The 22,371-nt window shown below is 33.5% G+C and carries 22 protein-coding genes and 2 pseudogenes; 20 read left to right on the forward strand and 4 right to left on the reverse strand.

The window, feature by feature from the left end:
• From J3D55_RS04225 to J3D55_RS04250, 6 genes and pseudogenes are all read left to right on the forward strand, one after another.
• Complete coding sequence (locus tag J3D55_RS04225) at positions 1 to 795, forward strand: hypothetical protein (RefSeq protein WP_259128301.1); 795 nt, start codon at positions 1 to 3, stop codon at positions 793 to 795.
• 599 nt (positions 796 to 1,394) lie between these two features.
• Complete coding sequence (locus J3D55_RS04230) at positions 1,395 to 2,180, forward strand: sensor histidine kinase (RefSeq protein ID WP_259128302.1); 786 nt, start codon at positions 1,395 to 1,397, stop codon at positions 2,178 to 2,180.
• A gap of 133 nt (positions 2,181 to 2,313) precedes the next feature.
• A complete protein-coding gene (locus tag J3D55_RS04235; RefSeq protein ID WP_259128309.1) occupies positions 2,314 to 2,730 on the forward strand; it encodes a hypothetical protein in 417 nt (138 codons plus the stop codon).
• Positions 2,731 to 2,739: 9 nt separating this feature from the next.
• Positions 2,740 to 3,975, forward strand: a complete 1,236-nt coding sequence (locus J3D55_RS04240) for a hypothetical protein (RefSeq protein WP_259128311.1) — start codon at positions 2,740 to 2,742, stop codon at positions 3,973 to 3,975.
• Positions 3,976 to 4,163: 188 nt separating this feature from the next.
• The gene (gene eno / locus J3D55_RS04245) at positions 4,164 to 5,456 is read left to right on the forward strand and encodes a phosphopyruvate hydratase (protein WP_259128316.1); all 1,293 of its coding nucleotides are present in this window, start codon (positions 4,164 to 4,166) and stop codon (positions 5,454 to 5,456) included.
• A gap of 90 nt (positions 5,457 to 5,546) precedes the next feature.
• A pseudogene (locus J3D55_RS04250) lies at positions 5,547 to 6,834 on the forward strand (citrate synthase).
• 103 nt (positions 6,835 to 6,937) lie between these two features.
• Here J3D55_RS04250 and J3D55_RS04255 read toward each other — a convergent pair.
• From J3D55_RS04255 to J3D55_RS04270, 4 genes are all read right to left on the reverse strand, one after another.
• Positions 6,938 to 7,474 carry a transposase gene (locus tag J3D55_RS04255; RefSeq protein WP_310467490.1) on the reverse strand — a complete coding sequence of 179 codons (537 nt, stop codon included), beginning with the start codon at positions 7,472 to 7,474 and terminating at the stop codon, positions 6,938 to 6,940.
• Positions 7,443 to 7,766 (reverse strand): IS630 transposase-related protein, encoded by a 324-nt coding sequence (locus tag J3D55_RS04260; protein ID WP_259127766.1) that lies wholly within the window; start codon positions 7,764 to 7,766, stop codon positions 7,443 to 7,445. Before J3D55_RS04260 ends, J3D55_RS04255 begins: the two co-directional genes overlap by 32 nt.
• A 75-nt stretch (positions 7,767 to 7,841) precedes the next feature.
• Positions 7,842 to 8,339, reverse strand: a complete 498-nt coding sequence (locus J3D55_RS04265) for a hypothetical protein (RefSeq protein WP_259128317.1) — start codon at positions 8,337 to 8,339, stop codon at positions 7,842 to 7,844.
• A 45-nt stretch (positions 8,340 to 8,384) separates the two neighbouring features.
• The gene (locus J3D55_RS04270; protein ID WP_259128319.1) at positions 8,385 to 9,179 is read right to left on the reverse strand and encodes an SDR family oxidoreductase; all 795 of its coding nucleotides are present in this window, start codon (positions 9,177 to 9,179) and stop codon (positions 8,385 to 8,387) included.
• A gap of 123 nt (positions 9,180 to 9,302) precedes the next feature.
• On the opposite strand from J3D55_RS04270, the gene J3D55_RS04275 reads away from it, so the two are divergent.
• The 14 genes and pseudogenes from J3D55_RS04275 to J3D55_RS04340 all read left to right on the forward strand — a co-directional run bounded on the left by J3D55_RS04275 (position 9,303) and on the right by J3D55_RS04340 (position 22,358).
• A complete protein-coding gene (locus tag J3D55_RS04275; RefSeq protein ID WP_259128327.1) occupies positions 9,303 to 9,674 on the forward strand; it encodes a winged helix-turn-helix transcriptional regulator in 372 nt (123 codons plus the stop codon).
• 165 nt (positions 9,675 to 9,839) lie between these two features.
• Positions 9,840 to 10,808 carry a helix-turn-helix domain-containing protein gene (locus tag J3D55_RS04280; protein WP_259128328.1) on the forward strand — a complete coding sequence of 323 codons (969 nt, stop codon included), beginning with the start codon at positions 9,840 to 9,842 and terminating at the stop codon, positions 10,806 to 10,808.
• Positions 10,809 to 10,888: 80 nt separating this feature from the next.
• Positions 10,889 to 11,290 carry a hypothetical protein gene (locus tag J3D55_RS04285; RefSeq protein ID WP_259128330.1) on the forward strand — a complete coding sequence of 134 codons (402 nt, stop codon included), beginning with the start codon at positions 10,889 to 10,891 and terminating at the stop codon, positions 11,288 to 11,290.
• The gene (locus J3D55_RS04290) at positions 11,274 to 13,085 is read left to right on the forward strand and encodes an outer membrane beta-barrel family protein (protein ID WP_259128331.1); all 1,812 of its coding nucleotides are present in this window, start codon (positions 11,274 to 11,276) and stop codon (positions 13,083 to 13,085) included. The genes J3D55_RS04285 and J3D55_RS04290 overlap by 17 nt, the downstream gene beginning before the upstream one ends.
• Positions 13,086 to 13,561: 476 nt before the next feature.
• Positions 13,562 to 14,477, forward strand: a pseudogene (locus J3D55_RS04295) (dimethylarginine dimethylaminohydrolase family protein).
• A 97-nt stretch (positions 14,478 to 14,574) separates the two neighbouring features.
• On the forward strand, positions 14,575 to 14,967 hold the full coding sequence (locus tag J3D55_RS04300; protein WP_259128333.1) for a four helix bundle protein: 393 nt from the start codon (positions 14,575 to 14,577) through the stop codon (positions 14,965 to 14,967).
• Between the two features lie 103 nt (positions 14,968 to 15,070).
• Positions 15,071 to 15,994 (forward strand): citrulline utilization hydrolase CtlX, encoded by a 924-nt coding sequence (ctlX, locus tag J3D55_RS04305; RefSeq protein ID WP_259128341.1) that lies wholly within the window; start codon positions 15,071 to 15,073, stop codon positions 15,992 to 15,994.
• A 24-nt stretch (positions 15,995 to 16,018) separates the two neighbouring features.
• Complete coding sequence (locus tag J3D55_RS04310) at positions 16,019 to 16,378, forward strand: S-adenosylmethionine decarboxylase family protein (RefSeq protein WP_259128343.1); 360 nt, start codon at positions 16,019 to 16,021, stop codon at positions 16,376 to 16,378.
• Positions 16,379 to 17,848, forward strand: a complete 1,470-nt coding sequence (locus J3D55_RS04315; RefSeq protein WP_259128344.1) for a DUF4178 domain-containing protein — start codon at positions 16,379 to 16,381, stop codon at positions 17,846 to 17,848.
• Between the two features lies 1 nt (position 17,849).
• On the forward strand, positions 17,850 to 18,044 hold the full coding sequence (locus tag J3D55_RS04320) for a hypothetical protein (protein WP_259128355.1): 195 nt from the start codon (positions 17,850 to 17,852) through the stop codon (positions 18,042 to 18,044).
• 11 nt (positions 18,045 to 18,055) lie between these two features.
• On the forward strand, positions 18,056 to 18,271 hold the full coding sequence (locus tag J3D55_RS04325; RefSeq protein ID WP_259128356.1) for a DUF350 domain-containing protein: 216 nt from the start codon (positions 18,056 to 18,058) through the stop codon (positions 18,269 to 18,271).
• The gene (locus J3D55_RS04330) at positions 18,264 to 19,778 is read left to right on the forward strand and encodes a polyamine aminopropyltransferase (protein ID WP_259128358.1); all 1,515 of its coding nucleotides are present in this window, start codon (positions 18,264 to 18,266) and stop codon (positions 19,776 to 19,778) included. Before J3D55_RS04325 ends, J3D55_RS04330 begins: the two co-directional genes overlap by 8 nt.
• Positions 19,753 to 21,336, forward strand: coding sequence for an NAD(P)/FAD-dependent oxidoreductase (locus J3D55_RS04335; protein ID WP_259128363.1), 1,584 nt, complete (start codon positions 19,753 to 19,755; stop codon positions 21,334 to 21,336). The genes J3D55_RS04330 and J3D55_RS04335 overlap by 26 nt, the downstream gene beginning before the upstream one ends.
• Positions 21,333 to 22,358 (forward strand): hypothetical protein, encoded by a 1,026-nt coding sequence (locus J3D55_RS04340; protein WP_259128364.1) that lies wholly within the window; start codon positions 21,333 to 21,335, stop codon positions 22,356 to 22,358. Before J3D55_RS04335 ends, J3D55_RS04340 begins: the two co-directional genes overlap by 4 nt.
• The last annotated feature ends 13 nt before the right edge of the window (positions 22,359 to 22,371 follow it).

Here is a 22,371-nt window from a genome sequence, read left to right on the forward strand (position 1 = left end):
ATGAAAAATCCAGACAAAATTGATAACATTTCTAATCTAATAAAAGAAGAGTATGTACAGCATGGAATCAATTCAGATACTTTAAATGAAATTATAAAACTCTGTAATGAATTAATTTCAGAGAATAATAAGACCACTTATAAATCTTTTATAAGCAATAAGAATTTTAAAAATATAAAGCTATATAGTAGTATAAATTTCATTGATGGATCAGATTCAGAAGAATTTCCTGCAGGAGCAAAAGAGCCTGGGAATTTTATTAGGGCTTTTGTAGATAATGCGAAGTTTGATAAAAAATTTCAAACAACAGAACGTATTTATAAACAAGTTTTAGAAAAATTATTTAAAAATTCAAATGATAAAATCGAAATTTATTTAGGACAGGTTGGAGATGACATCATTTTTTGTATAGAAGAGCATGGAAATTATTATAGAATAAATGATGTAGAAGAACCTACTTTGGTAGACTCACAATATATTATTGATTTTAATGATAATTTTGGAAAAACTTTAGATAGTTATCGTATTGATTTAGGATATGAAGAAATAAGAAATACAAGAAAATTTGAAATAACAAGAAATGTGTATGATTACTTAATTAAAAATGGATTTGAATGTGTTTTATGTTTCCCTTGTATTTGTATGGATAATGATACTAAGAATCCTCATGGAGTATCATATATAAATAGATATACTTACATGATGACATTTGGGAAAATAACTTCTGAATACCAGGAACTTCCGGATGTAGCAGTTTTTGACAGAAATGGTCTTTGCCCTCCTGGAAATTGCTAAAAAATGGATACTCTTGATGTATTATACTATATCATAATTATTATGAATTTTATTGTTTCCATAGTCTATAAGAGATTATGGAAACAATTATTCTGGCTTTATTTTGGGATAACAATACTAATTGAAATATTATTTACTACTAAAGCGGGCTTTATAACGGCAAGAATGTATAATTATTTGGATCTGTTTTGTATAATCTATTTTGGATACATTTATAGTAAAGAAATTAAAGATAGTTATGTAATTAAAGTAGTATCGCTTTCATTTTTTATATTGGGAGGAATATTTATTTTCATATCCAAAACTAATTATTCAATTATTACAGGGTATCTCTATTGTATTTTTTTAATTTTTATCTCTCTGTTTTGGTTTTACAAAAAAATATCAAATAAAAATCAAGAGGAAAATATTTTGAATTTATACTTTTTTTGGATTAGCAGTTCATTATTATTTTGGGCGATGTTTTATATTTTCAGGATGTTTCCTATGTATTTTTTTGATAAAAAAGACCCTGAATTTTTAAAAGAAATTTCTAAAGTATTTACTATGATTAATATAATTACATATTCACTATTCTTACGAGGCTTATTTTGTAAACAATGAAAAATCTTCCTGTAGAAATAAAGATAGTATATATAACTGCAATAATTGTAGTGATGTTATTTGTTGTTTTCATTATTTTCATTGTGTTAGTATATAACAGAAAGCAGCTTCTGAATTTGAAAGAAAAACAGCTTCAACAATCCGAACACCAAAACCAGCTCCTTCAAAAAGAACTCGAGAAACAAAAATCAATAGAACAAGAGCGTGAAAGAATTTCTCACGACATGCACGACGATCTTGGAGCAGGGATTTCTGCACTAAAACTTCAGGCAGAATTTTTAAAACAACGGGCAGAAAATGATGATTTAAAAAGTGATATCGATGAAATGTTGAAAACCTCTGAAGAAATGAATCTTTCCATGAGAGAAATGCTTTGGAGTCTGAATTCCGGAAACGATACATTAGGAAGTTTTATAGATTACTCAAAAATGTATGCTCATAATTTCCTTAAAAAGACAAAAATTCAACTTGTCATTGAAGATCAAGATATAATTTTTGAAACGACAATTACGACAGAACAAAGACGAAATCTGTTTTTATGCTTAAAAGAAGCTCTGAATAATGCTTACAAGCACAGCGAATCTAACCAGTTAAAACTTTCATTTATCCAGAAAGGTCAAGAATTCATGATGAGAATCTCCGACAACGGAATTGGAATCAATCCCGAAAAATCGGAAGGAAACGGACTTCGAAATATGAGACGCAGAATGAAGGAACAAAACGGGCATTGCGAAGTAACCACTGAAAACGGAACGCATTTGTTTTTCAGAATCGATTTATAATTAATTTCAAAATAAAATACGAACAGCATCATTTTATGGTGCTGTTTTTTGTTGTGAAATTCACCCGTTTGGGTAATTGACTTGGGTTTATTTTAAGAGGAACTTTGAACTGTTAATCAAAAAACTAAAAATCATGGCAACAAAAACAAAACAAAACAGTGTGATCGCTTTAACTCCAAAGGAACTTGTAAAATATAGTCTGGCTGAGCGTTCGGTATTTTATGCACAATATAATGTACTTGATCTTGAAGGGGGAGATGTTTCCTTGAGAACTTCAATAAGTGGCGTTGTAACTGCAGGAAATGCACAATATAAATTAAATGGAGAAGTTCATGAAATTCCTGAAGGTGGAACAGCAACAATTGGTGTGAATAGAGATCTTCACGGAAAGAGAATAAAAATCGTAAGAAGTGTCTCTGGTGAAGAAGGAACTCCTTGTATGTTCACCATTACATTTGCGGGAGGTTATAAAGATGCAGAATATCATGTGTCTTCTAAAATAGACAATATTGGTGTTACGGCATTTGTGGCATTTATAGATTTTATATAAAATAATGCGATGAAAATAATTTATGTCTTATTAATTGTGGTTTCAAATATCCTTTTTGGACAAGTAAGCCCAGAATTATTACAAGCACCAGCTTCTCCCGCATCGAATCTATTGGGAGTCGCAAATAGTGAAATTAATAAACCGACAGACGTGGCAACTTTAATGGTGGGACTTCAGAATCTTTCTTTTAATTTTATTGAAAAGGGATCATTTTCAGTAGATGTTGCTCCTTATTGGATATCTCCAAATAAAAGTGACAAATCCATATCTCAAATGTTGACGAATAAGCATTCTATTCCTCAGACATTCGTGTTATCATTTGCTGTTAAAAATATAGATGAGGATGCAGAAAATATGATAGGAAATTCTATTTATACGGCAGTAGGTTTGAAATTTTCTGTATTAAGGGGATATGCTAATCAAGAAACCCGTACAAAGCATGCTTTATTGAAAAAACTATTAACAAGGCATTCTGGTTTTGTACTTGAAGATAGCGAGATTGATAATATTATAGACGCTGATAACCAATTGAAGAGAATTAAATCTAAAATGGGAAAAATGCTGGAGCCGGCGGGAAGAAATGATTCTAAACAAGAAGAAATTAAAAGCTCTACTAAATATAAGATTTTATTAGTGGATATGAACAACAGGATAGATTCATTAAAATCTATGTCTAAAAATGCAGTTGAAAAATCGAATGAGGATTATATAGTTAATCTAGCCGAGATTCAAGCTATTCAAAAAGATTTTAAAATTGTACGTACGGGTTTTCTATTAGATTTCGCAGGCGGTACAAGTATCCAATTCAAAGAAAAGCGATTTAATAATTCTAAAATATATAACGCAGGTGTATGGACGGTTTTGGGTTATGCAACCGAAAAGTCAGGAACTCCTTTGCTTCTTGTTCGTTATATGTACAATCCCAAAAGTGATTGGATGACTGTCGAAGACTTCAAACCAGAAGGGAATTTCTCAACATTTGATGCTGGCGTAAAGTATGAATACTCCCCTAAAGACTCAAAATTTACAGGAAGTTTGGAAGGTTTATACAGAAGTTTTATTTCGGGATCAGATTTAAAACCTACTTGGAAATGTGTTTTGAATTTAGACTATGCAATATTTGCCAATCAGCATTTAACGCTTTCGTTAGGCAAAGATTTTGACAATAATATTATTAAAAAAGGAAATGTAATTGCAGGATTATCTTTTTTAAGTGGTATTGGAACCAAAAGGAAAATTCAATAAAACGAATAAATTTTATTTCTGACCTCCAAAATTTAAAATTTGGAGGTTTTATTATTGTTTCAAATCATGAATTACAGCAATCTCAATATTAACTAAAATTTAACTCAGAATAAACGTATAAATTAGCCCTTCCGTGCTTTCAAAAGTTAAAAATTGATTAAATTTGTCTAAACTATAAAAAAAGAACAATGAGTTACATTTCTTACATAGAAGCGAGACAAATTTTGGATTCAAGAGGAAATCCTACAGTTGAAGTAGATGTATTCACGGAAAGTGGTGCGATGGGTCGTGCTGCAGTTCCTTCTGGAGCGTCTACGGGAGAACATGAAGCGGTTGAATTGCGTGATGGTGGTTCAGAATGGATGGGAAAAGGTGTTTCTAAAGCTGTAGAGAATGTAAGAGAAGTAATTTCACCGGAATTGGTGGGTCTTCCTGTTTTTGATCAGAATCTTATCGATCAGATAATGATTGATTTAGACGGAACAAGCAACAAAGGAAGCTTAGGAGCTAATGCAATTCTTGGTGTTTCTTTGGCTGCTGCAAAAGCTGCTGCAAACGAACTAAAATTACCTTTATATAAATATGTTGGAGGTGTTAATGCCAATACACTTCCGGTTCCGATGATGAATGTTATCAATGGTGGTTCTCACTCAGATGCACCTATCGCGTTCCAGGAATTTATGGTAATGCCTGTAAAAGCAGATTCTTTCTCTCACGCTTTGAGAAAAGGAACTGAGATTTTCCACAATTTGAAAGCTATTCTTCATTCTAGAGGTCTTTCTACGGCTGTAGGTGACGAAGGTGGTTTTGCACCAACTTTCAAAGGAACAGAAGATGCTTTGGATACTTTGCTTCAGGCAATTGAAAAAGCAGGTTACAAACCTGGTGACGATGTAATGATCGCATTAGACTGTGCTGCTTCAGAATTCTATAAAGACGGAATTTACGATTACAGAAAATTCCAGACTCCGGATGCTGCTCAGTTTACAAGCAGCGAGCAGGTTTCTTACTTAGCTGAATTGGCAAATAAATATCCTATTATCTCTATCGAAGACGGTATGCAGGAAAATGACTGGGAAGGTTGGAAAATGTTAACCGATAAAATCGGTGACAGAGTACAATTGGTTGGTGACGATTTATTCGTAACGAATGTTGAAAGATTATCGAGAGGGGTAAAAGAAGGAATTGCAAACTCAATCCTTGTAAAAGTAAACCAAATTGGTTCTCTTTCTGAAACAATGGCAGCGGTACAAATGGCTCAACACAACAAGTTTACGTCTGTAATGTCTCACAGATCAGGTGAAACTGAAGATTCTACAATCGCAGATTTAGCAGTAGCAATGAACTGTGGGCAGATTAAAACAGGCTCAGCTTCAAGATCAGACAGAATGGCGAAGTACAACCAATTGTTGAGAATTGAAGAAGCTTTAGGCGAAACTGCAGTTTTCCCAGGATTGGATGCTTTTAAAATCAAAAGATAATTAATCGAATTTATAAATAACGGCAAGCGAAATTTTTAGTTTGCCGTATTTTGTAATAAGTAGTATATTTAAAAAAAAATAAATTAAATAATGTCAGACAACAAAGTAATATTGAATTACGATGGTAATTCATATGAATATCCTATCGTAGATAGTACTATCGGAGACAGAGGAATCGATATTTCAAAATTAAGAGACCAGACAGGTTTAATCACGTTAGATTTAGGTTACAAAAATACCGGAGCTACCCTTAGTGAAATCACTTACTTAGACGGAGACAAAGGAGAATTATTCTACAGAGGATATCCAATCGAGCAGATTGCAGAGAAATCTAACTTCACAGAAGTAATGTACCTTTTGTTGCACGGTAACTTACCAACTCAAGACCAATTCAATACCTTTAACGGTAATATCAAAAAATATAACTTCGTAGCAGAGGAGATGAAAAAAATCATCGATGCTTTCCCTCGTTCTGCTCACCCAATGGGAGTTTTATCTTCTTTAACTTCTGCTTTAACTGCCTTCAACCCGAAAGCGGTTAACGTAAATTCTAAAGAAGAGATGGACCTTGCTGCAGAATTGCTTATCGCTAAATTTGCTCACCTTGCTGCTTGGACGTACAGAAAAACGTTGGGTCTTCCATTAAACCACGGAGACAACAACCTAAACTATGTAGAGAACTTCTACAAAATGGCTTTCAGACAACCAAATGCTGATTTCGAAATCAATCCGGTTGTAGTTGGAGCTTTAGACAAATTATTAATCCTTCACGCAGACCATGAGCAAAACTGTTCTACATCTACTGTAAGAATGGTAGGTTTCTGCTCACACAGGTCTTTTTGCTTCAGTTTCTGCAGGTATTTCTGCACTTTGGGGTCCACTTCACGGTGGTGCAAACCAAGCGGTTATCGAAATGCTTGAATTGATCGAAAAAGATGGTGGTGATGTTAACAAGTGGGTTGAAAAAGCGAAAGATAAAAACGATAGCTTCCGTTTAATGGGATTCGGACACAGAGTGTACAAAAACTTCGATCCAAGAGCAAAAATCATCAAAAAAGCTGCTGACGATTTATTACTTGCATTAGGAATTGAAGACAAAGCGCTTGAAATTGCAATGCAATTAGAAAAAGTAGCTCTTGAAGACGAATACTTCATCGAAAGAAAATTATATCCAAACGTAGATTTTTATTCAGGAATCATCTACAGAGCATTAGGAATTCCTACAGAAATGTTCACTGTAATGTTTGCATTAGGAAGACTTCCGGGATGGATCGCTCAATGGAAAGAAATGAGAATAAAAGGAGACCCGATCGGAAGACCAAGACAGGTTTACCAAGGTGCTCAACAAAGAGACTATATCGATATGATGAACAGATAATATCTGATAGATATAAAATTAAACTCCCAAGTTTTTGCTTGGGATTTTTTGTTTTAAGGCTGGAATTTTATGATTAAAACTATAGTTAAATCAAAATAAAATGTCACAAATCTGCGTAAATAAAAAGCTCTCCTGGTGTATATCCGAATTTTCTTCTTATGCTTTTTGCTTGTGCCCACTTTTTTTCAATTGGATTTAGGTCTGGACTGTAAGGCGGAAGAAATAGCAAAATATGACTTTGTTCTTGAACCTTCAATAGAGCATCTTCTCTTTTGTGAAAAGTAGCATTATCCAGCACAATAACTGAATTAGGAGCAATAGAAGGTAACAATTCTTGCGTAAGCCAGGCGAAGAATACATCAGCATCTATATTACAATTGAATAAGCAAACATTGAATAGTTTGAAGTCCGTTATTGCTCCGATAGCATTTACCCTTCCTCTGGCATGCCAATCTTTACTTGCATAACATTTTTCTCCTTTTTGACTGTAACCATTTTCTCTTGGCATATCTAATGCAAAGCCACTTTCATCCAGATAAATAATAGATCGTTTTTCTATAAACTCGTATCGGAATAATTTTAATTGAAAGATAAGCCTAGAGAGTTGATCAGTTTTTGGATGGAATAGCGTTTTTTTTATTACTTATTCCCAAACGCTTTAAAGCATAGAATATCGTGCTTTGACCTACTCCAAATTTCTTGGCTCGTTCATATTGGTAATGGTCAGGGTTTTCTACAACATCTTGTCGTAAAGCTTCGACATCAACTTTTGTTGATGGTTTGTTGCGTTTTATTTTGGGCTCTATACAATTATTCCATCTGAAAAGTGTTCTTATTGGAACGCCAAATCGTTCACTGGCTTCTTGATAAGTAAGATTGTCTTGATCTTTAATCTTAAATAATTGCTTGCGAAAATCTATTGAATAGCACATGCTCAAAGATATAAAATATTATGACAAATTATAATGATTTAACTATAAATAAAATTTCAAGCTTTGTATTTAATTTTAATCATTATTAAATCGCTTGTTGACTTTATTGTTCCAAATATTAGCAACCTTTTCAACTTGTGCTTCTGTTATTACTTGAATATCTATTGCGGTTTTTATACCTTGTACCATAATCATTGAAGCTCTTCTTGTTTCGATAAAATATTTTAAGATCTCCCCACTTTCCAGTTCAACCTTTCCAAAAGTAAAATCTTCATCTTTACTTTTAAAATCTCCGTACAATCTATTTTTAGCATTAATTAAACTTCCAAAATGGAGAGTTCCATTTTCATTGGTGATGAGTTTTCTAGTTGTTAAAATGCTAAAATTGGATGAATCAATAATGGATGAACAAATAATCAGTTCATCATCATGTAGTTCAAACGGATAATTCTGAAATAAACCCCTAGAATCATTTTCGTAAAATATTGACCATTTGAAATCATAAGGCTTCATGGTACTTCTTTTGATCTTAGCAATACAAATTCTATGAATGGATTTATCAGATTTTCTCATTGTCATTTTAATACGTGACTAAAATACAAAAGTTTAAAATATAATTTAAATAGTAGGAATCGTTCCTCCATCAATCACATATTCAGTTCCGGTTAAATAACTGGCTCTCGGAGAAACCAGAAATCCTACAAACTCTGCAACATCTTCCGGTTGAGCAGGTCTTCCGATGGGAATTCCTCCCAATGCATCCATCACACTTTGGGTCGCTTCTTCTATTGTTGAATTCGAACTTTCAGCAATACGTTCCATCATTCTCGTCGCAGAATCTGTCATAATCCAACCTGGTGAAACCGTCAAAACACGAACTCCTTTTGAGGAAACTTCTTTTGATAAACCTTTGCTGTAATTAATCAAACCCGCTTTTGCCGCCGCATAAGGCAAAGTAGAATCATAAAGCGGCAATCTCCCCTGAATTGATGCGATATGAATAATTACACCATGTTTTTGTTCGATCATTTGTGGTAAAAATCCTCTGTCTAAACGAACAGGAGCTAATAAATTGGTCTGAAGTGATGTTTCCCAATCTTCATCCGTCAAAACAGAAAATCCGCCACCTTGAGTTTCTGAACCTCCAAGAGTATTGATCAAAATATCAAGTTTTCCGAATTTGGATAAGACTTCATCGACAACTTTTTGTGTCCCTTCAGCTTTGCTTAAATCTGCGGCGATAAAATGAAGTTTTTCATTCATCATTTCCGGTTGATTTCTTGCGGTTACGATTACTGTTGCACCTGCAATTAATAATCTTTCTGCGATGGCTTTTCCTGCGCCTTTTGTTCCGCCGGTTACCAAAGCTGTTTTGTTGCTTAATTCATTATTGAAATTAAATTGCTCGTTCATATATTTAAAGTTTGGTACAAATTTCAGGAGTATGATGAGTTTATACAAGTACGGAAATACGATTCATATAGGGAAAAATTTTTCCCCTATTGTTGTTTTTAGAACATTGAGTAATTTTGTGATATGTATGAAAGAAAAATTCCGCCCAACTTAAATTGTGGACTAGACTTAATCGGTGAAGTTCTTTACGGCAAGTGGAAAATCCGTCTGTTGTGGTTTATTAATGAAGGTTTTCTGCGACCAAGTGAGTTGCAGAAGAAAATTCCGGATGCTTCCCGCAGAGTTTTGAATATTCAGCTGAAGGAATTAGAAGAGCATGACTTAATTACAAAGAAAATCTATGCCGTCGTTCCGCCAAAAGTAGAATACAGCCTTACCGATTTTGGAAAAACTTTGATTCCGGTGATCGCTGTTCTTGGTGAATGGGGCGATAAAAATGAAGAACATCTTAGAACGGTTATTTTCAATCGGTTAGAAAATAGGGCTGAAAAATAATATTTTATACTTTTATCTAAAATTACTTCTCAGAATTTATTAAATTTACCTTTCATAAAATGGTAACAAACAATGAGTTTCGGACAACAGATGTTATTTTTTTTTAGTGTAATAGGAGCTTTTAACGGGCTTCTGCTTGGGATTTACCTGTTGTTTGTGAAAAAAATGAAACATATTCCGGATTTCTTCTTAGGATTAATTTTATTGACATTAAGCATTCGCGTAGGAATTTCTGTATGTATTTATTTTTATCCGGATTGGCCTAGAATTATCCCACATTTGGGTTTATCGGCGCTATTTTTTACGGGGCCGGCTTTGTATTATTATGTCCGTTCTTCTTTTTTACAAGAGCAGTTTAATCTTAAAAACGCTGGGAACTCTTTTGGTATTCTCACACTGATTCTTGGTATAGTCGGGCTTTTGTATTTAATTTTCCCTATTACTTGGGATGATAATTTTGCTAGATTTATTTATGGAGTTTGGACGGTTTTCATTTTTCTATCAGTTTATGAATATTATATTTTTTCAAAAAAAGAAGGAAAGAACCCTACTCAGTTTATCCTTCCTGTTTTATTAAGTAATGTGATCATCTTTTTCGCATATCAACTGATGTCCACAGGATGGATTCAAGTGTATTGTGCGGGTGGAAGTCTTGTATTTTCTTTGCTTTTGTATGGGAATGTTTTGATCTTTTTCAACAATAAAAACAGATCAGTAACAGTAAAAGAAGAAAGTAAATATTCCAATAAAAAAATATCAGATCAACAGGCAGATAGTTTTGTTTCCAAATTAGAAAGATTGATGAATACGGAAGAATTGTATAAAAATCCGAATTTAAAATTAAGTGATCTAGCCTTGAAAATGAATATTTCAGCCCATCAACTTTCACAATTACTGAATGATAATCTGGGTAAAAGTTTTTCAACCTACATCAATGAATACAGAATCAATGAAGCCTGTGAAAAAATTGAAAACGGCTCTTATCTGAAAATTGAAGAGATAGGATATGAAGTAGGATTCAATTCTAAATCCACCTTCTTTTCTACTTTCAAGAAAATAATGAGTACAACACCGCTATTGTACAAACAATCTCAAATGCCTTCTGAGACGGGACTCCAGAGTTCAAATTTATAATTCTGTACTTCGGAATTTTAACTTCAAAACCTACTTTTCATCGACGTCCAATACTTTTGGTCTCATAAAATTTAAAGTTTATGAACGCCAAATTATGGATTTTTATCTTGTTGCTCTTCTTATCGTTTTTTGCAAAGTCTCAGGAAATTCTCAATGCTAAAGTTTCCGATTCTATAAAACAAAAAGATTCGATCGCAACAATTTCAGAAGTTATTATTCAATCTTCTCGCAGAAATTTAAAACTCAATCAGGGAAATATTGTGATGAATGTTTCCGGTAATAAAGATTTTAAAACATCAACCAATATTCTTGAGGTTTTAAGAAAAACTCCGGGTGTGACGGTAGATTCTGAAGATGGGATTTTTGTTGGAGGAAGAACCAGTCCTGCCATTTTTATCAATGGAAAACCTGTGGTCATGAGCAGTCAGGAAACTGCAGTTTTATCTGAGATCTCTGTCGCCGGAAATGGTAGAATCTCTTGAAGTCAATACAAATCCTTCTTCAAAATATGATGCCGAATTTAAAGGAATTATTGATATTAAATTAAAGAAAAATACCAATCTCGGCTGGATAGGAAATTATATCGGAAACACGAGTATCAATACATTTAATTATAAAGAAAACAGCCTTAATCTTTCTTATAACACGGAAAAGATAAGCTATAATTTACAGTTAGGGTATAATAATGGTATCTCAACATATCGTTATAATGCATTGCAACGCTTGGCAAATACGAATGTGATGAGTACGCAGACTTACCAAAAAGATGATACAGAAATTTATACTGTTCAAATGGGAATCGATTATAAATTGAATGACAAAAATAGGTTTGGCATCAATGTAAGAGGTAACTTCAGAGATAGTGATCGAATTCGTTTGGGATCATTGTATACTGTAAATAAAGATGAAACGCAGTTGGTTTTTAATACAGAAAGTAAAAATCCGAGCAACTATTTTCAAGATAATTACGGAATAACCACAGATTATTCTTTCCAGTACAAAAATTTTAAGCTGAATTTTTTAGGCAACTATCTTTCGGTTAAAAATAAGCAGCAAGATGATTTTATAAATAGCGATAAGCCGACTTCACAGCTTTTATCTTATTGGAAATCTGATCTGCTCAACAAAATTAGTATTTATACAGGGCAAGTTGATGTTTCTCAGAAAATAAAAGATGCAACTTTCGAGGCAGGTGTAAAATTGAGTGATACTAAAACGAATAATATGATTAGATATGATACGTTGTCGGTGAATCAGCAATTTGTTTTTGATCCGACGAGAAGCAATCAATTTTCATATAAAGAGAAGATAGTTGCGGGATATTTGGCGTACAGTCAGAAATTTAATAAGCTTCAGATTAGTGCAGGATTAAGATTTGAAAATACACAAAGTATTTCTAATGCGGTAACCGTAGATTCTGTGGTCTCAAGAAATTATCTGAAATGGCTGCCATCTTTCAGCGCAAGTTATGCCTTCAACAAATCAAGTGAGCTCTCATTTTCTTACAGCAGAAAAATGACAAGACCGGTTTTTTCACAGCTTAATCCGTTCAGGTTTTATTACAGTCCGCTGAATTATTGGATCGGGAATCCTTATTTGCAACCTTCTTTTACCAATCAGATGAAAGCAACGTATCGATATAAAAATTGGGTAACGGCTTTTACCATGGGCAAAGAAACAGATGTGATGACGCGATATCCTATCTATAATCCTGAAACGAATGTGTTGGAATATTTAGGAGCCAATCTGCCTTATCGAAATTTTGCCATTATAGAAACGAGTTTTCCCGTGAAAATAACAAAGTGGTGGAATATAAATACTCAAATCACGGGATATTATAATCACGAATTCAGACCGTATCTGGATGAAGTTTTTGCCTTGAAAATTTATAATTACGAGATGAGGTTAAATCAGGTTTTTTCTTTGCCTAAAGGCTATACAATTAATCTTTTTGCCAATTACGAATCCAAAACCGGGAATAGTTTATATATAATTAAGCCAAGATATACAGTTGATATTTCGGTTCAAAAAGCATGGTTTGATAATAAACTGAATACGAAAATAAGCTTCAACAATATTTTTGATTCTTACGACCAACGTTTGGAGTTCAGGCACAAACAGATTATGGATAATCGATTTACACATTGGTGGGATACTCAAAAGTTGATTTTGTCTTTAAGCTACAATTTTGGAAACTCAAAATATCAGACAAAGAATATACAAAAAACAGAGCCAGATAAACAGGATTATATGTTGAATACCCGTTTTTCAATCTAAACTATTTAAATAAAGAAAAACTTTGTGTTCTTTTTTAAGTAGAACGCCTTTGTGTAGCTTAAAAGCGATGAATCGTTAAAAAAATCTTTGTGAACTCTGCGTTTAAATTAAAGAGTTTATTGTCCTGATTAAAAGAGAGAAAATCATAAAATAAACTTCAGATTAATCTTCGACGTTATTACTTTATGAAAGATAAAAATGATTCTATATTTTATTTAAACCTTAAAGGCAGAAAAGGGAGAGTAAATATTGAATAATTTTTAGATATTGTTAAAGAATAAAGAATTGCTTCGTAAATAAATATCTGGAAAATCATTTTAAATCAAGAGTAAATACGTGTTATTTGAGAAACTGCAATTGTAAAAACTGGATTTTAAATAATTTTTAGTGTAAAACTCGACTTTCATTTATAAAACATTTTAAAAGTTTCGCAGATACAGACCTTTACTTATATTTGTAGCATTGCATAGATCTTTATGAAACTAAATATAAAAAACGAAACGGGAAGGCTGAAATCTGTGGTTTTAGGTCAACCCAATTCAATGGGAGGAATTCCGACGCTGGAAGAAAGCTATGATGCGAAGTCATATTATTCAATTGAACATAATATGTATCCCGTAGAAACGGATATCATCAATGAGATGAATGCTTTTGAAGCCGTTTTAAAGAAATATGATGTTGAGGTTCTTCGTCCGAGCATCATCAAAGATTATAATCAGGTTTTTGCAAGAGATGTCGCTTTTGTGATTGATGATAAAATGATTATTTCCAATGTCATCGCAGACAGAGCCGATGAACAGGAAGCCTACAAAAAGGTTTTTGAAAAAGTAGCTTGGAGGAAAATTATTAATCTTCCGGAAACAGCTCATATTGAAGGTGGCGACGTTATTGTCTGGAATGATTTCTTGTTTATCGGAACATGTTTCAGTGAAGATTACAGAAGCTATAAAACAGCAAGAAACCAACGAATATGCCATCGAAATTCTTAAGGAATATTTTCCGAAAAAGAGAATTATCGACCTTGAATTAAAGAAAAACGATAAGATTCCATACGAAGGTATTTTACACTTAGATTGTACTTTCAATCCTATCGGTAAAGACAAATGTATTATTTATAAAGACGGTTTTGTAGACGAAAGCGATTACCGTTTAATTATCGATATTTTTGGTGAAGAAAACTGTTTTCACGTAACCTCTGAAGAAATGTTTGACATGTGTCCGAATATTTTCTCTATTTCTCCGGAAATTGTAGTCTCAGACAAAGCATTCACCAGAATGAACGATCACCTGAGAAACGAATGGGGAATGACCGTTGAAGAAATTCCTTACAGAGAAATCTCTAAAATGGGAGGATTGTTGCGTTGTTCTACGATGCCTCTTGTTAGAGAGTAAAAGTGTCGGAGGGTAATAGAGTTTTGGAGTTGGAGAATTTTGGGATTGAGGATTGAAGTATTATTGATATTTTCTTATTTTAGTTGAAAATACAAATATGTCAACAATTAGGTTTCATCAGGATTTAAAAGTTTTTCAAAAATCTTTTGAAACGGCAATGACGATTTATGAATTGTCGAAATCTTTTCCTAAAGAAGAACTTTACTCTCTTACAGACCAAATCAGACGCTCGTCGAGATCGGTTTCAGCCAATATCAGTGAAGCTTGGGGAAAAAGGAAATATGAAAAGTCTTTTGTTGCCAAACTCACCGATTCTGAAGGTGAAGCAAGAGAAACGCAAACCTGGCTTCAGTTTACATTTGCGTGTAAATACATTAATGAAGAACAGTTTAATAATTTAAATAATCAGTATAATCAAATAATCGGGATGTTGGTTAATATGATGAGTCAATCGCAGAATTGGTGTACATTTTCCTCAACAAATCAATAAGAAATATTTTTACACTAAAACACTAAAACACTAAAACACTAAAACACTAAAACACTAAAACACTAAAACTCTCAAACCCAACAACACCTCAAACCCAAACAGCATGCAAACAACAGATACAGTATTAATGATAGAGCCGATTGCTTTCGGTTTTAACGAAGAAACGGCAAAAAACAATTATTTTCAGGTGGAGCAGAAAGGCTTTGATATTCAGTTTAAGGCTTTGACGGAATTTAAAGCTTTTGCTGAAAAATTAAGAAGCAAAGGAATTAATGTGATTACTGTTAAAGATACATTAGATCCTCACACGCCGGATTCTATTTTCCCAAACAACTGGGTAAGCTTTCACAATGATGGGAAAGTGGTTTTGTATCCGATGTTTGCTTCCAACAGAAGAGTAGAAAGAAGAGAAGATATCATTGAAACTATTAAAGATCAAGGATTTGATGTTGATGAAATTGATGATTGGTCACTTGCTGAAATTCAGGGTCACTTTCTGGAAGGAACGGGAAGTATGATTTTCGATCACGATAATAAAATTGCTTACGGTTCGGTTTCTTTGAGGTTGGATGAAAATTTATTTAGAAAGTTTTGCGAAAAATATGGTTTTACACCGATTGTTTTCCATTCATTTCAAACGGTAGGTTCAGAAAGACTGCCGATTTATCATACCAATGTTATGATGTGTGTTGCAGATAAATTCGTTGTAATTTGTCTGGATTGTATCGATAATGAACTGGAAAGAAGCAAAGTTATCGAAACCATTAAAAATTCAGGAAAAGAAATCATCGAAATTTCTGAAGAGCAAATGCAGCAATTTGCAGGAAATATGCTTCAGGTTCAAAATAAAGACGGCGAAAAGTTTTTAGTAATGAGCGAAACAGCTTATAAATCTTTAAACGAAAATCAGGTTTCAGCGATTGAAAAATACTGCGAAATCATCTATTCAGATTTAAATACCATTGAGGTAAACGGCGGAGGAAGTGCACGTTGTATGCTTGCCGAAGTTTTCTTACCAAAAAAATAATATATTTGCTGAAAATATAATTAATTGGAATCAGCAACCAGTAAAGGTTTACATATTCTTCTGACTTTGGAAACGGAGTCAGAAGCTTTGTTATTAGACGGTGAAGGTTTTTTGGCATTTACGAAAAGTATGCTGGAAACAAAAGACGTGGAAATTGTAGGAATTACCAACCATGTTTTTGAAAATCAGAGTTTTACTTCGGCGGTTTGTCTTAAAGAATCTCACCTTTGCATTCACACCTGGCCGGAATTTCGACAGCTTACTTTCGATGTTTTTCTTTGCAATTACACGCAGGACAACACCGCAAAAGTTGAAAAAATTGCCGATGAGGTTGTGGAATATTTTAAAGCTAAAACCATTCAGAAACACAAAATTTACAGATAAATGCATTACACTTGTCCCTTGTGTAAGACTGAGAATAAGATTGATGTAGATTTTCAGATCACAGAATATATTTGCCGATCTTGCTCGAATCTTATTGATATTGATAAAAATACTTCTACAAAAGTTGTTAAAAAACCTGTGGAAAATGTTGTTCTGGAAATAGGACAAAAAGGAATTATCAACCACATTGAATACAATATCGTAGGAATTGTCATCCGAAAATATGGAACCAGTATTTTTTGGAGAGAATATTTTCTGAAAGATTATAAAGGAAATGATGCTTTTTTAAGTGAAAGCGATGGGCATTGGGTTTTCCTTCATTCAATCAATGGAATGGATGTCAAGAAAAAACTGAACGGAAAAGCAGCAGAATTACATGGAAGAAATTACCGTTGGTATGAAACTACGGAATGTTATATTCATGCAGCTTCCGGTTTTTTTGAAGATAGGCTGGATTTCGGATTGGCAACTTACAGAGAATATGTTAATGCAACTCAGATGATTTCTCAGGAACAGTCAAAAGGTTCAAATGAATATTTTTTTGGCAGACATATTTCTAAACACAAGGTAAAAAAAGCTTTCCATATTCAAAATCTACCGAATTATTCAGGAGTTGGAATTATACAGCCATTTTATTTTAATTTTAGACAGACTATAAATGTTATGGCTATTACAGCCTTATTGATTTGCCTTGTTCAATTGTATGTCGTTACATCCAGAACGAATAAGTCTGTTTTCGAACAGGAAATCAATTTTGCAGATGTAAAGGACAAAGAAATGGTGAGCAAAAGCTTCGAATTATCGGGTGGTTCCGCACCTTTGAAGGTTGATGTTTCTTCTAATGTAGATAATTCCTGGGCGAATGTGGGATTAAGTCTGGTGAATGAAAATACAAATGAAATTGCCTACACTTCGAAAGATATTGAAGAATATCACGGTTATGAAGACGGAGAAAACTGGAGTGAAGGAAGTAAAAGCTCAGAATTTAATTTCTGTGGCGTCGCACCGGGAAAATACCATTTTTTAATTTCGGCGGAGAAGGAAAGTAATATTTCTGATCCGTTTAAATCGGGATATCAGGTTGATAATGGTAATTATTCCGTTATTCAGGATGGTAGGGGATATTTCTATATGAAGGATAATAAAACGTCTCAAATTACAACTTACTCGGATAAAGTAATTTTGAAGAATGAATTAACGGGAATGAATCTGATAAAGGAGCCCAAAGAAGTTCAGAAAATGGATTCTATTCTCTTTTATGCTGTTCCTACGGAATACAATTATGTAGTAAATTCGGATACCAATCCTACAGTAAAAATAAAAGCCGAATGGCTTCCTGTTTCTTTCTGGAATTTTGCTATAGTAATTATTTTATTAATCATTTTTGTCGGAGCATGTTATTTAGGAAAAAGAATTTTTGAATCGAGTAAATGGTTGAACAGTTCAAACTCACCTTATCCACAATCTTAATATGAAAATTATCAATTACATAAAAGAAAACTGGCTGTTGTGTCTTATCGGAATTTTTTTTCTGGGCTGGTTTACTTATCTTACCTATAATGGAAACCAATTCTGCGACTGCGAAAAAACAGAAACCTACCGCGACGGAGCTACAAGAAGACATCATTCTTCAGGAGTCGGCTACTACAGATATTATCACAAATAAAAATATAAACTATGGATCAGATAAACTTTTTACCCATCATCAATTCGATTATTTATTCTTTTTTAGGAATCGCCATTTTGCTGGTTTGTTATGTTATCATCGAAAAAATAACGCCGGAAAAAACATGGCATGAGATCGCTCAGAATAAAAACACGGCTTTAGCGATAATTTTCGGAGCATTCATCATTGGGATTTCAATTATTATAAGCGCGGCAATTCATGGATAAGAAGAGGATTCCTCTTGAGCTGTTATTAATGTTTTCGGTGTTTGTCATTGCGACTTGCGGACTGATCTACGAATTGGTTGCAGGAGCTTTGGCGAGTTATCTTTTGGGAGATTCTGTGAAGCAGTTTTCTTTCATCATCGGCGTTTACCTTTTTTCGATGGGAGTGGGTTCTTACTTCGCAAAATTCATCAAAGGAAATCTGATTGATAAGTTCGTGGAAATTGAGATTTTAGTAGGAATAATCGGCGGAATCAGTTCGGTGGTGCTGTTTATTTTGTTTAATACGTTGGCACATTTTGAAGCGGTTTTATATCTTTTTGTATTTTTTACAGGATGTTTGGTCGGTGTGGAAATCCCACTTTTGATGAACATTTTAAAGGATAGAGTTCAGTTTAAAGATTTAGTCTCCAATGTCTTCGCCTTCGATTATATCGGAGCTTTACTGGCTTCGATTTTATTTCCGCTGGTCTTAATTCCTCAGTTAGGAATCGTAAAAACGCCTTTGTTTTTTGGATTAATTAATATTTCGATCGCCATATTTTTATGTTTTTATCTTAAAAGAGAACTTTCAAAACCGATTTCATTAAGGATAAAATCAATCGGAGCATTTATTTTTCTACTGGTACTTTTCATTTTTTCGGATAAAATTTTGTCTTATTCTGAAGAGAAATTGTACGGTGAAAATGTTGTTTATACTAAAAGTTCACCTTATCAAAGAATTGTTTTAACGAGAAATAGCCGCGAATTCAGATTATATTTAAATAATAATTTGCAGTTTTCATCAACTGACGAATACCGCTATCACGAAGCATTGGTTCATCCCGCAATGTCGATGGCAAAAAATATCGACAACATTTTAATTTTAGGCGGCGGTGACGGTTTTGCCGTTCGTGAAGTCTTAAAATATAAAGACGTAAAAAATATTACATTAGTCGATTTGGATGGAGAAATGACGAATTTCTTTAAAACCAATGAAACAATGCGCCAGTTAAATCAAAGCTCTTTGTCCAATCCAAAATTAAAAGTGATCAACAAAGACGCTTATATTTGGGTAAAAGAAAACAAACAAAAGTTCGGTGTCATCATCATCGATTTTCCTGATCCATCCAATTACAGCTTAGGAAAATTATATTCCCTACAGTTTTACAAAGAATTGGAAAAACTGGCAACTCTTGATACAAAAATTGTTGTTCAGACAACTTCTCCCTATTTTGCGCCGAAATCTTTCTGGTGTATAGAAAAAACGATCAATCAGATTTTTCCGTTTACTTCGGCGTATCATACGTATGTTCCGTCTTTCGGGGAGTGGGGATTTTCGATGGCGTCTTTTGAGCCGATCAATAATAAGATTTACAGACGAATTCCTAATTTAAAATTCTACGATTATAACTTCTCGCAATTGTCATATTTCACAAAAGATATGAAGACGAAAGATATCGAAGTCAATCGATTGGATAATCAAATTTTAGTACGCTATTTCGATGAAGAGTGGGGAAAAGTACAGTAGAAAAGATTTCCTGAAAACCATATTTCTAGGCAGTCTCATGATTCCTTTTTTACAATATTGCAGTAAGAAAGGGAAGTCTTTATTGCTTAAAATCACCGGAACAAACCACGTTTTCGGTCATAAACTTTGGGCTAAAGATTTTCCGAAACCAACAGAAGAAATTCATACAAAATATCTCATTGTTGGTGGTGGTATTTCCGGACTTTCGGCGTGTCGATTTTTCAGCCAGAACAATGAAAATGATTATCTGTTATTGGAAATGGAAAATCATTTGGGCGGAAATTCATCAAACGGACAAAATCAGTTTTCGAAATTTCCTTTGGGAGCGCATTATTTACCATTGCCGAATAAAGAAAATATTGAAATTATTGAATTTCTAAAAGAATGCAAAATTTACCAAGGCGATGATGAAAACGGTGATCCGATTTTAGATGAATATCAAATGACTTTTCCGCAACAGGAACGTTTGTTCTTCAAAAATTCTTGGCAAAACGATATTGTTCCCCAAAAAGGAATTTCTCCCGAAACTCAGAAAGAAATGGATCGGTTTTTTAAAATGATGGATCATTTCCGGGATAAAAAAGACCTGAGTGGAAAATACTTTTTCGCCATTCCTCTTGAAGATTCCAGTGCAGAAGATGAGGTTCTACAATTGGAAAAGATGATTTTTAAAGATTGGCTACATCAACAAAATTTTAAATCCGAAGAACTCTTTTGGCTGTTGGATTATTCCTGTCGCGACGATTACGGATTGGGAATTGACTATGTTTCAGCTTGGGCAGGAATCCATTATTTTGCCGGACGAAAAAATAACTGGAGCAAAAAATATAAAGATCAGGTTTTCACCTGGCCTGAAGGAAATGCACGACTGGCAAAGCATTTTTCAAAATATACAAATGGGAAATCTTCACCGAATCATTTAGTTTTCGATGTTAAAATAAATGATACTATTGAGGTTTTAAGTTTTGATAACATTCAGAAAAAGACCAAAAAAATCATTGCTGGAAAGGTTCTTTTTGCAACGCCGCAATTTGTCAACGAAAGAATTTTTAATCATAAAAGAGCTGGAAATTTTAATTATGTTCCGTGGCTTTTAACGACGATTACGCTGAAAAATGAATTCGGGGGTGATGAAGAATTGGCTTGGGATAATGTAATTTACGGTTCGGACGGGTTGGGTTATATTTACGATCAACACCAAAATATAGATCAGATTTTAGGCGAAAAAGTGATAACTTATTACAGAAGTTTTTCAACGGCTGACTGTAAAAAAGCAAGAAAAAAATTATATGCCTTAAAAGAAGATCAGCTTAAAAATCTGGTGTTGGATGATTTAAAAAAAGCGCATCCTTTAATTGAAGATTTTATTATTGAAATGCAGTTTCACAAGATCGGTCATGCGATGATTGCTCCCGTTCCGAATCAGATTTTTGGAAAACAAGAAGTAAAACAGCCAATCGACGGAAAAATTTTCTTCGCCCACTCCGATTTATCAGGGATTTCAATTTTCGAGGAAGCCTTTTATCAGGGATTAAGAACCGCAAAAGATATGTTATGAGGCAACCTTGGATACATAACGTAAAGACTGATAGTTGGTTTATTTTATCCCCGCCATTTTTGATTTTGCTGATTGTTTTCCTTTTTCAGAAACAAATTCAGGGGCTGGAAAATCATTATTCTTTCTATACATGGCTTTTTCTGATCGTTTTTGTGGATGTTGCACATGTATATTCAACGTTGTTTAAAACGTATTTTGTCAGAGAAGAAATTCAGAAAAGAAAGCTTTTGTATTACGGAATTCCGGTGCTGAGCTGGGTTTTGGGATTGATTTTATATCAGTTCGGAAGCTTAACATTCTGGTCGGTTTTGGCTTTGGTCGCGGTCTTTCATTTTATCAGGCAGCAATATGGTTTCATGAGAATTTATGCACGTTTTGAACCGAATAACTGGAGCAAAAGAATCGATGAAATTGCGGTGTATTCCGCTACAATTTTCCCGATGTGGTATTGGTTTAAAACTCCACGAGCTTTTACATGGTTTGTTGAAAATGAGTTTAACTGGCTTCAGAATATCCCGGATTACACGAAATTAATTACCGTTTTATATTTCTCCATACTCATAATTTGGGTAGTAAAAACAGTCTTTGAAATTTTTAAAACAAAACAATTCAATATTCCCAAAATCGCTTTAATTTCAGGGACTTATCTTTCATGGTATTTTGGGATTGTTTATTTTAATAACGATTTGGTGTTCACTTTTCTGAATGTCATTTCACACGGAATTCCTTATGTCGCTTTAATTTATATCAGAGAAATCAGGCAGAAAGAATCTCAGAAATTGAACTGGCTTTCTGTTTTCAGATCTACTTTCGGAATTTTTTTATTCATTTTAGTTATTCTTTGTTTTGCTTTTTTTGAGGAATTTTTATGGGAAATTCTAGTTTGGAACGAACATTTTTCATTGAATTTAAATGTTTCGTTACAATGGTTTCAATTCTTAATTCCTTTATTGGTCGTGCCGCAGCTTACACATTACTTATTGGATGGCTTTATCTGGAAAAAACCAAAAAAAGTTAACTAATTTTGCTTCATAA

The organism is Chryseobacterium ginsenosidimutans (assembly GCF_024807225.1).
In the GTDB taxonomy this organism is placed as follows: Bacteria; Bacteroidota; Bacteroidia; order Flavobacteriales; family Weeksellaceae; genus Chryseobacterium; species Chryseobacterium ginsenosidimutans.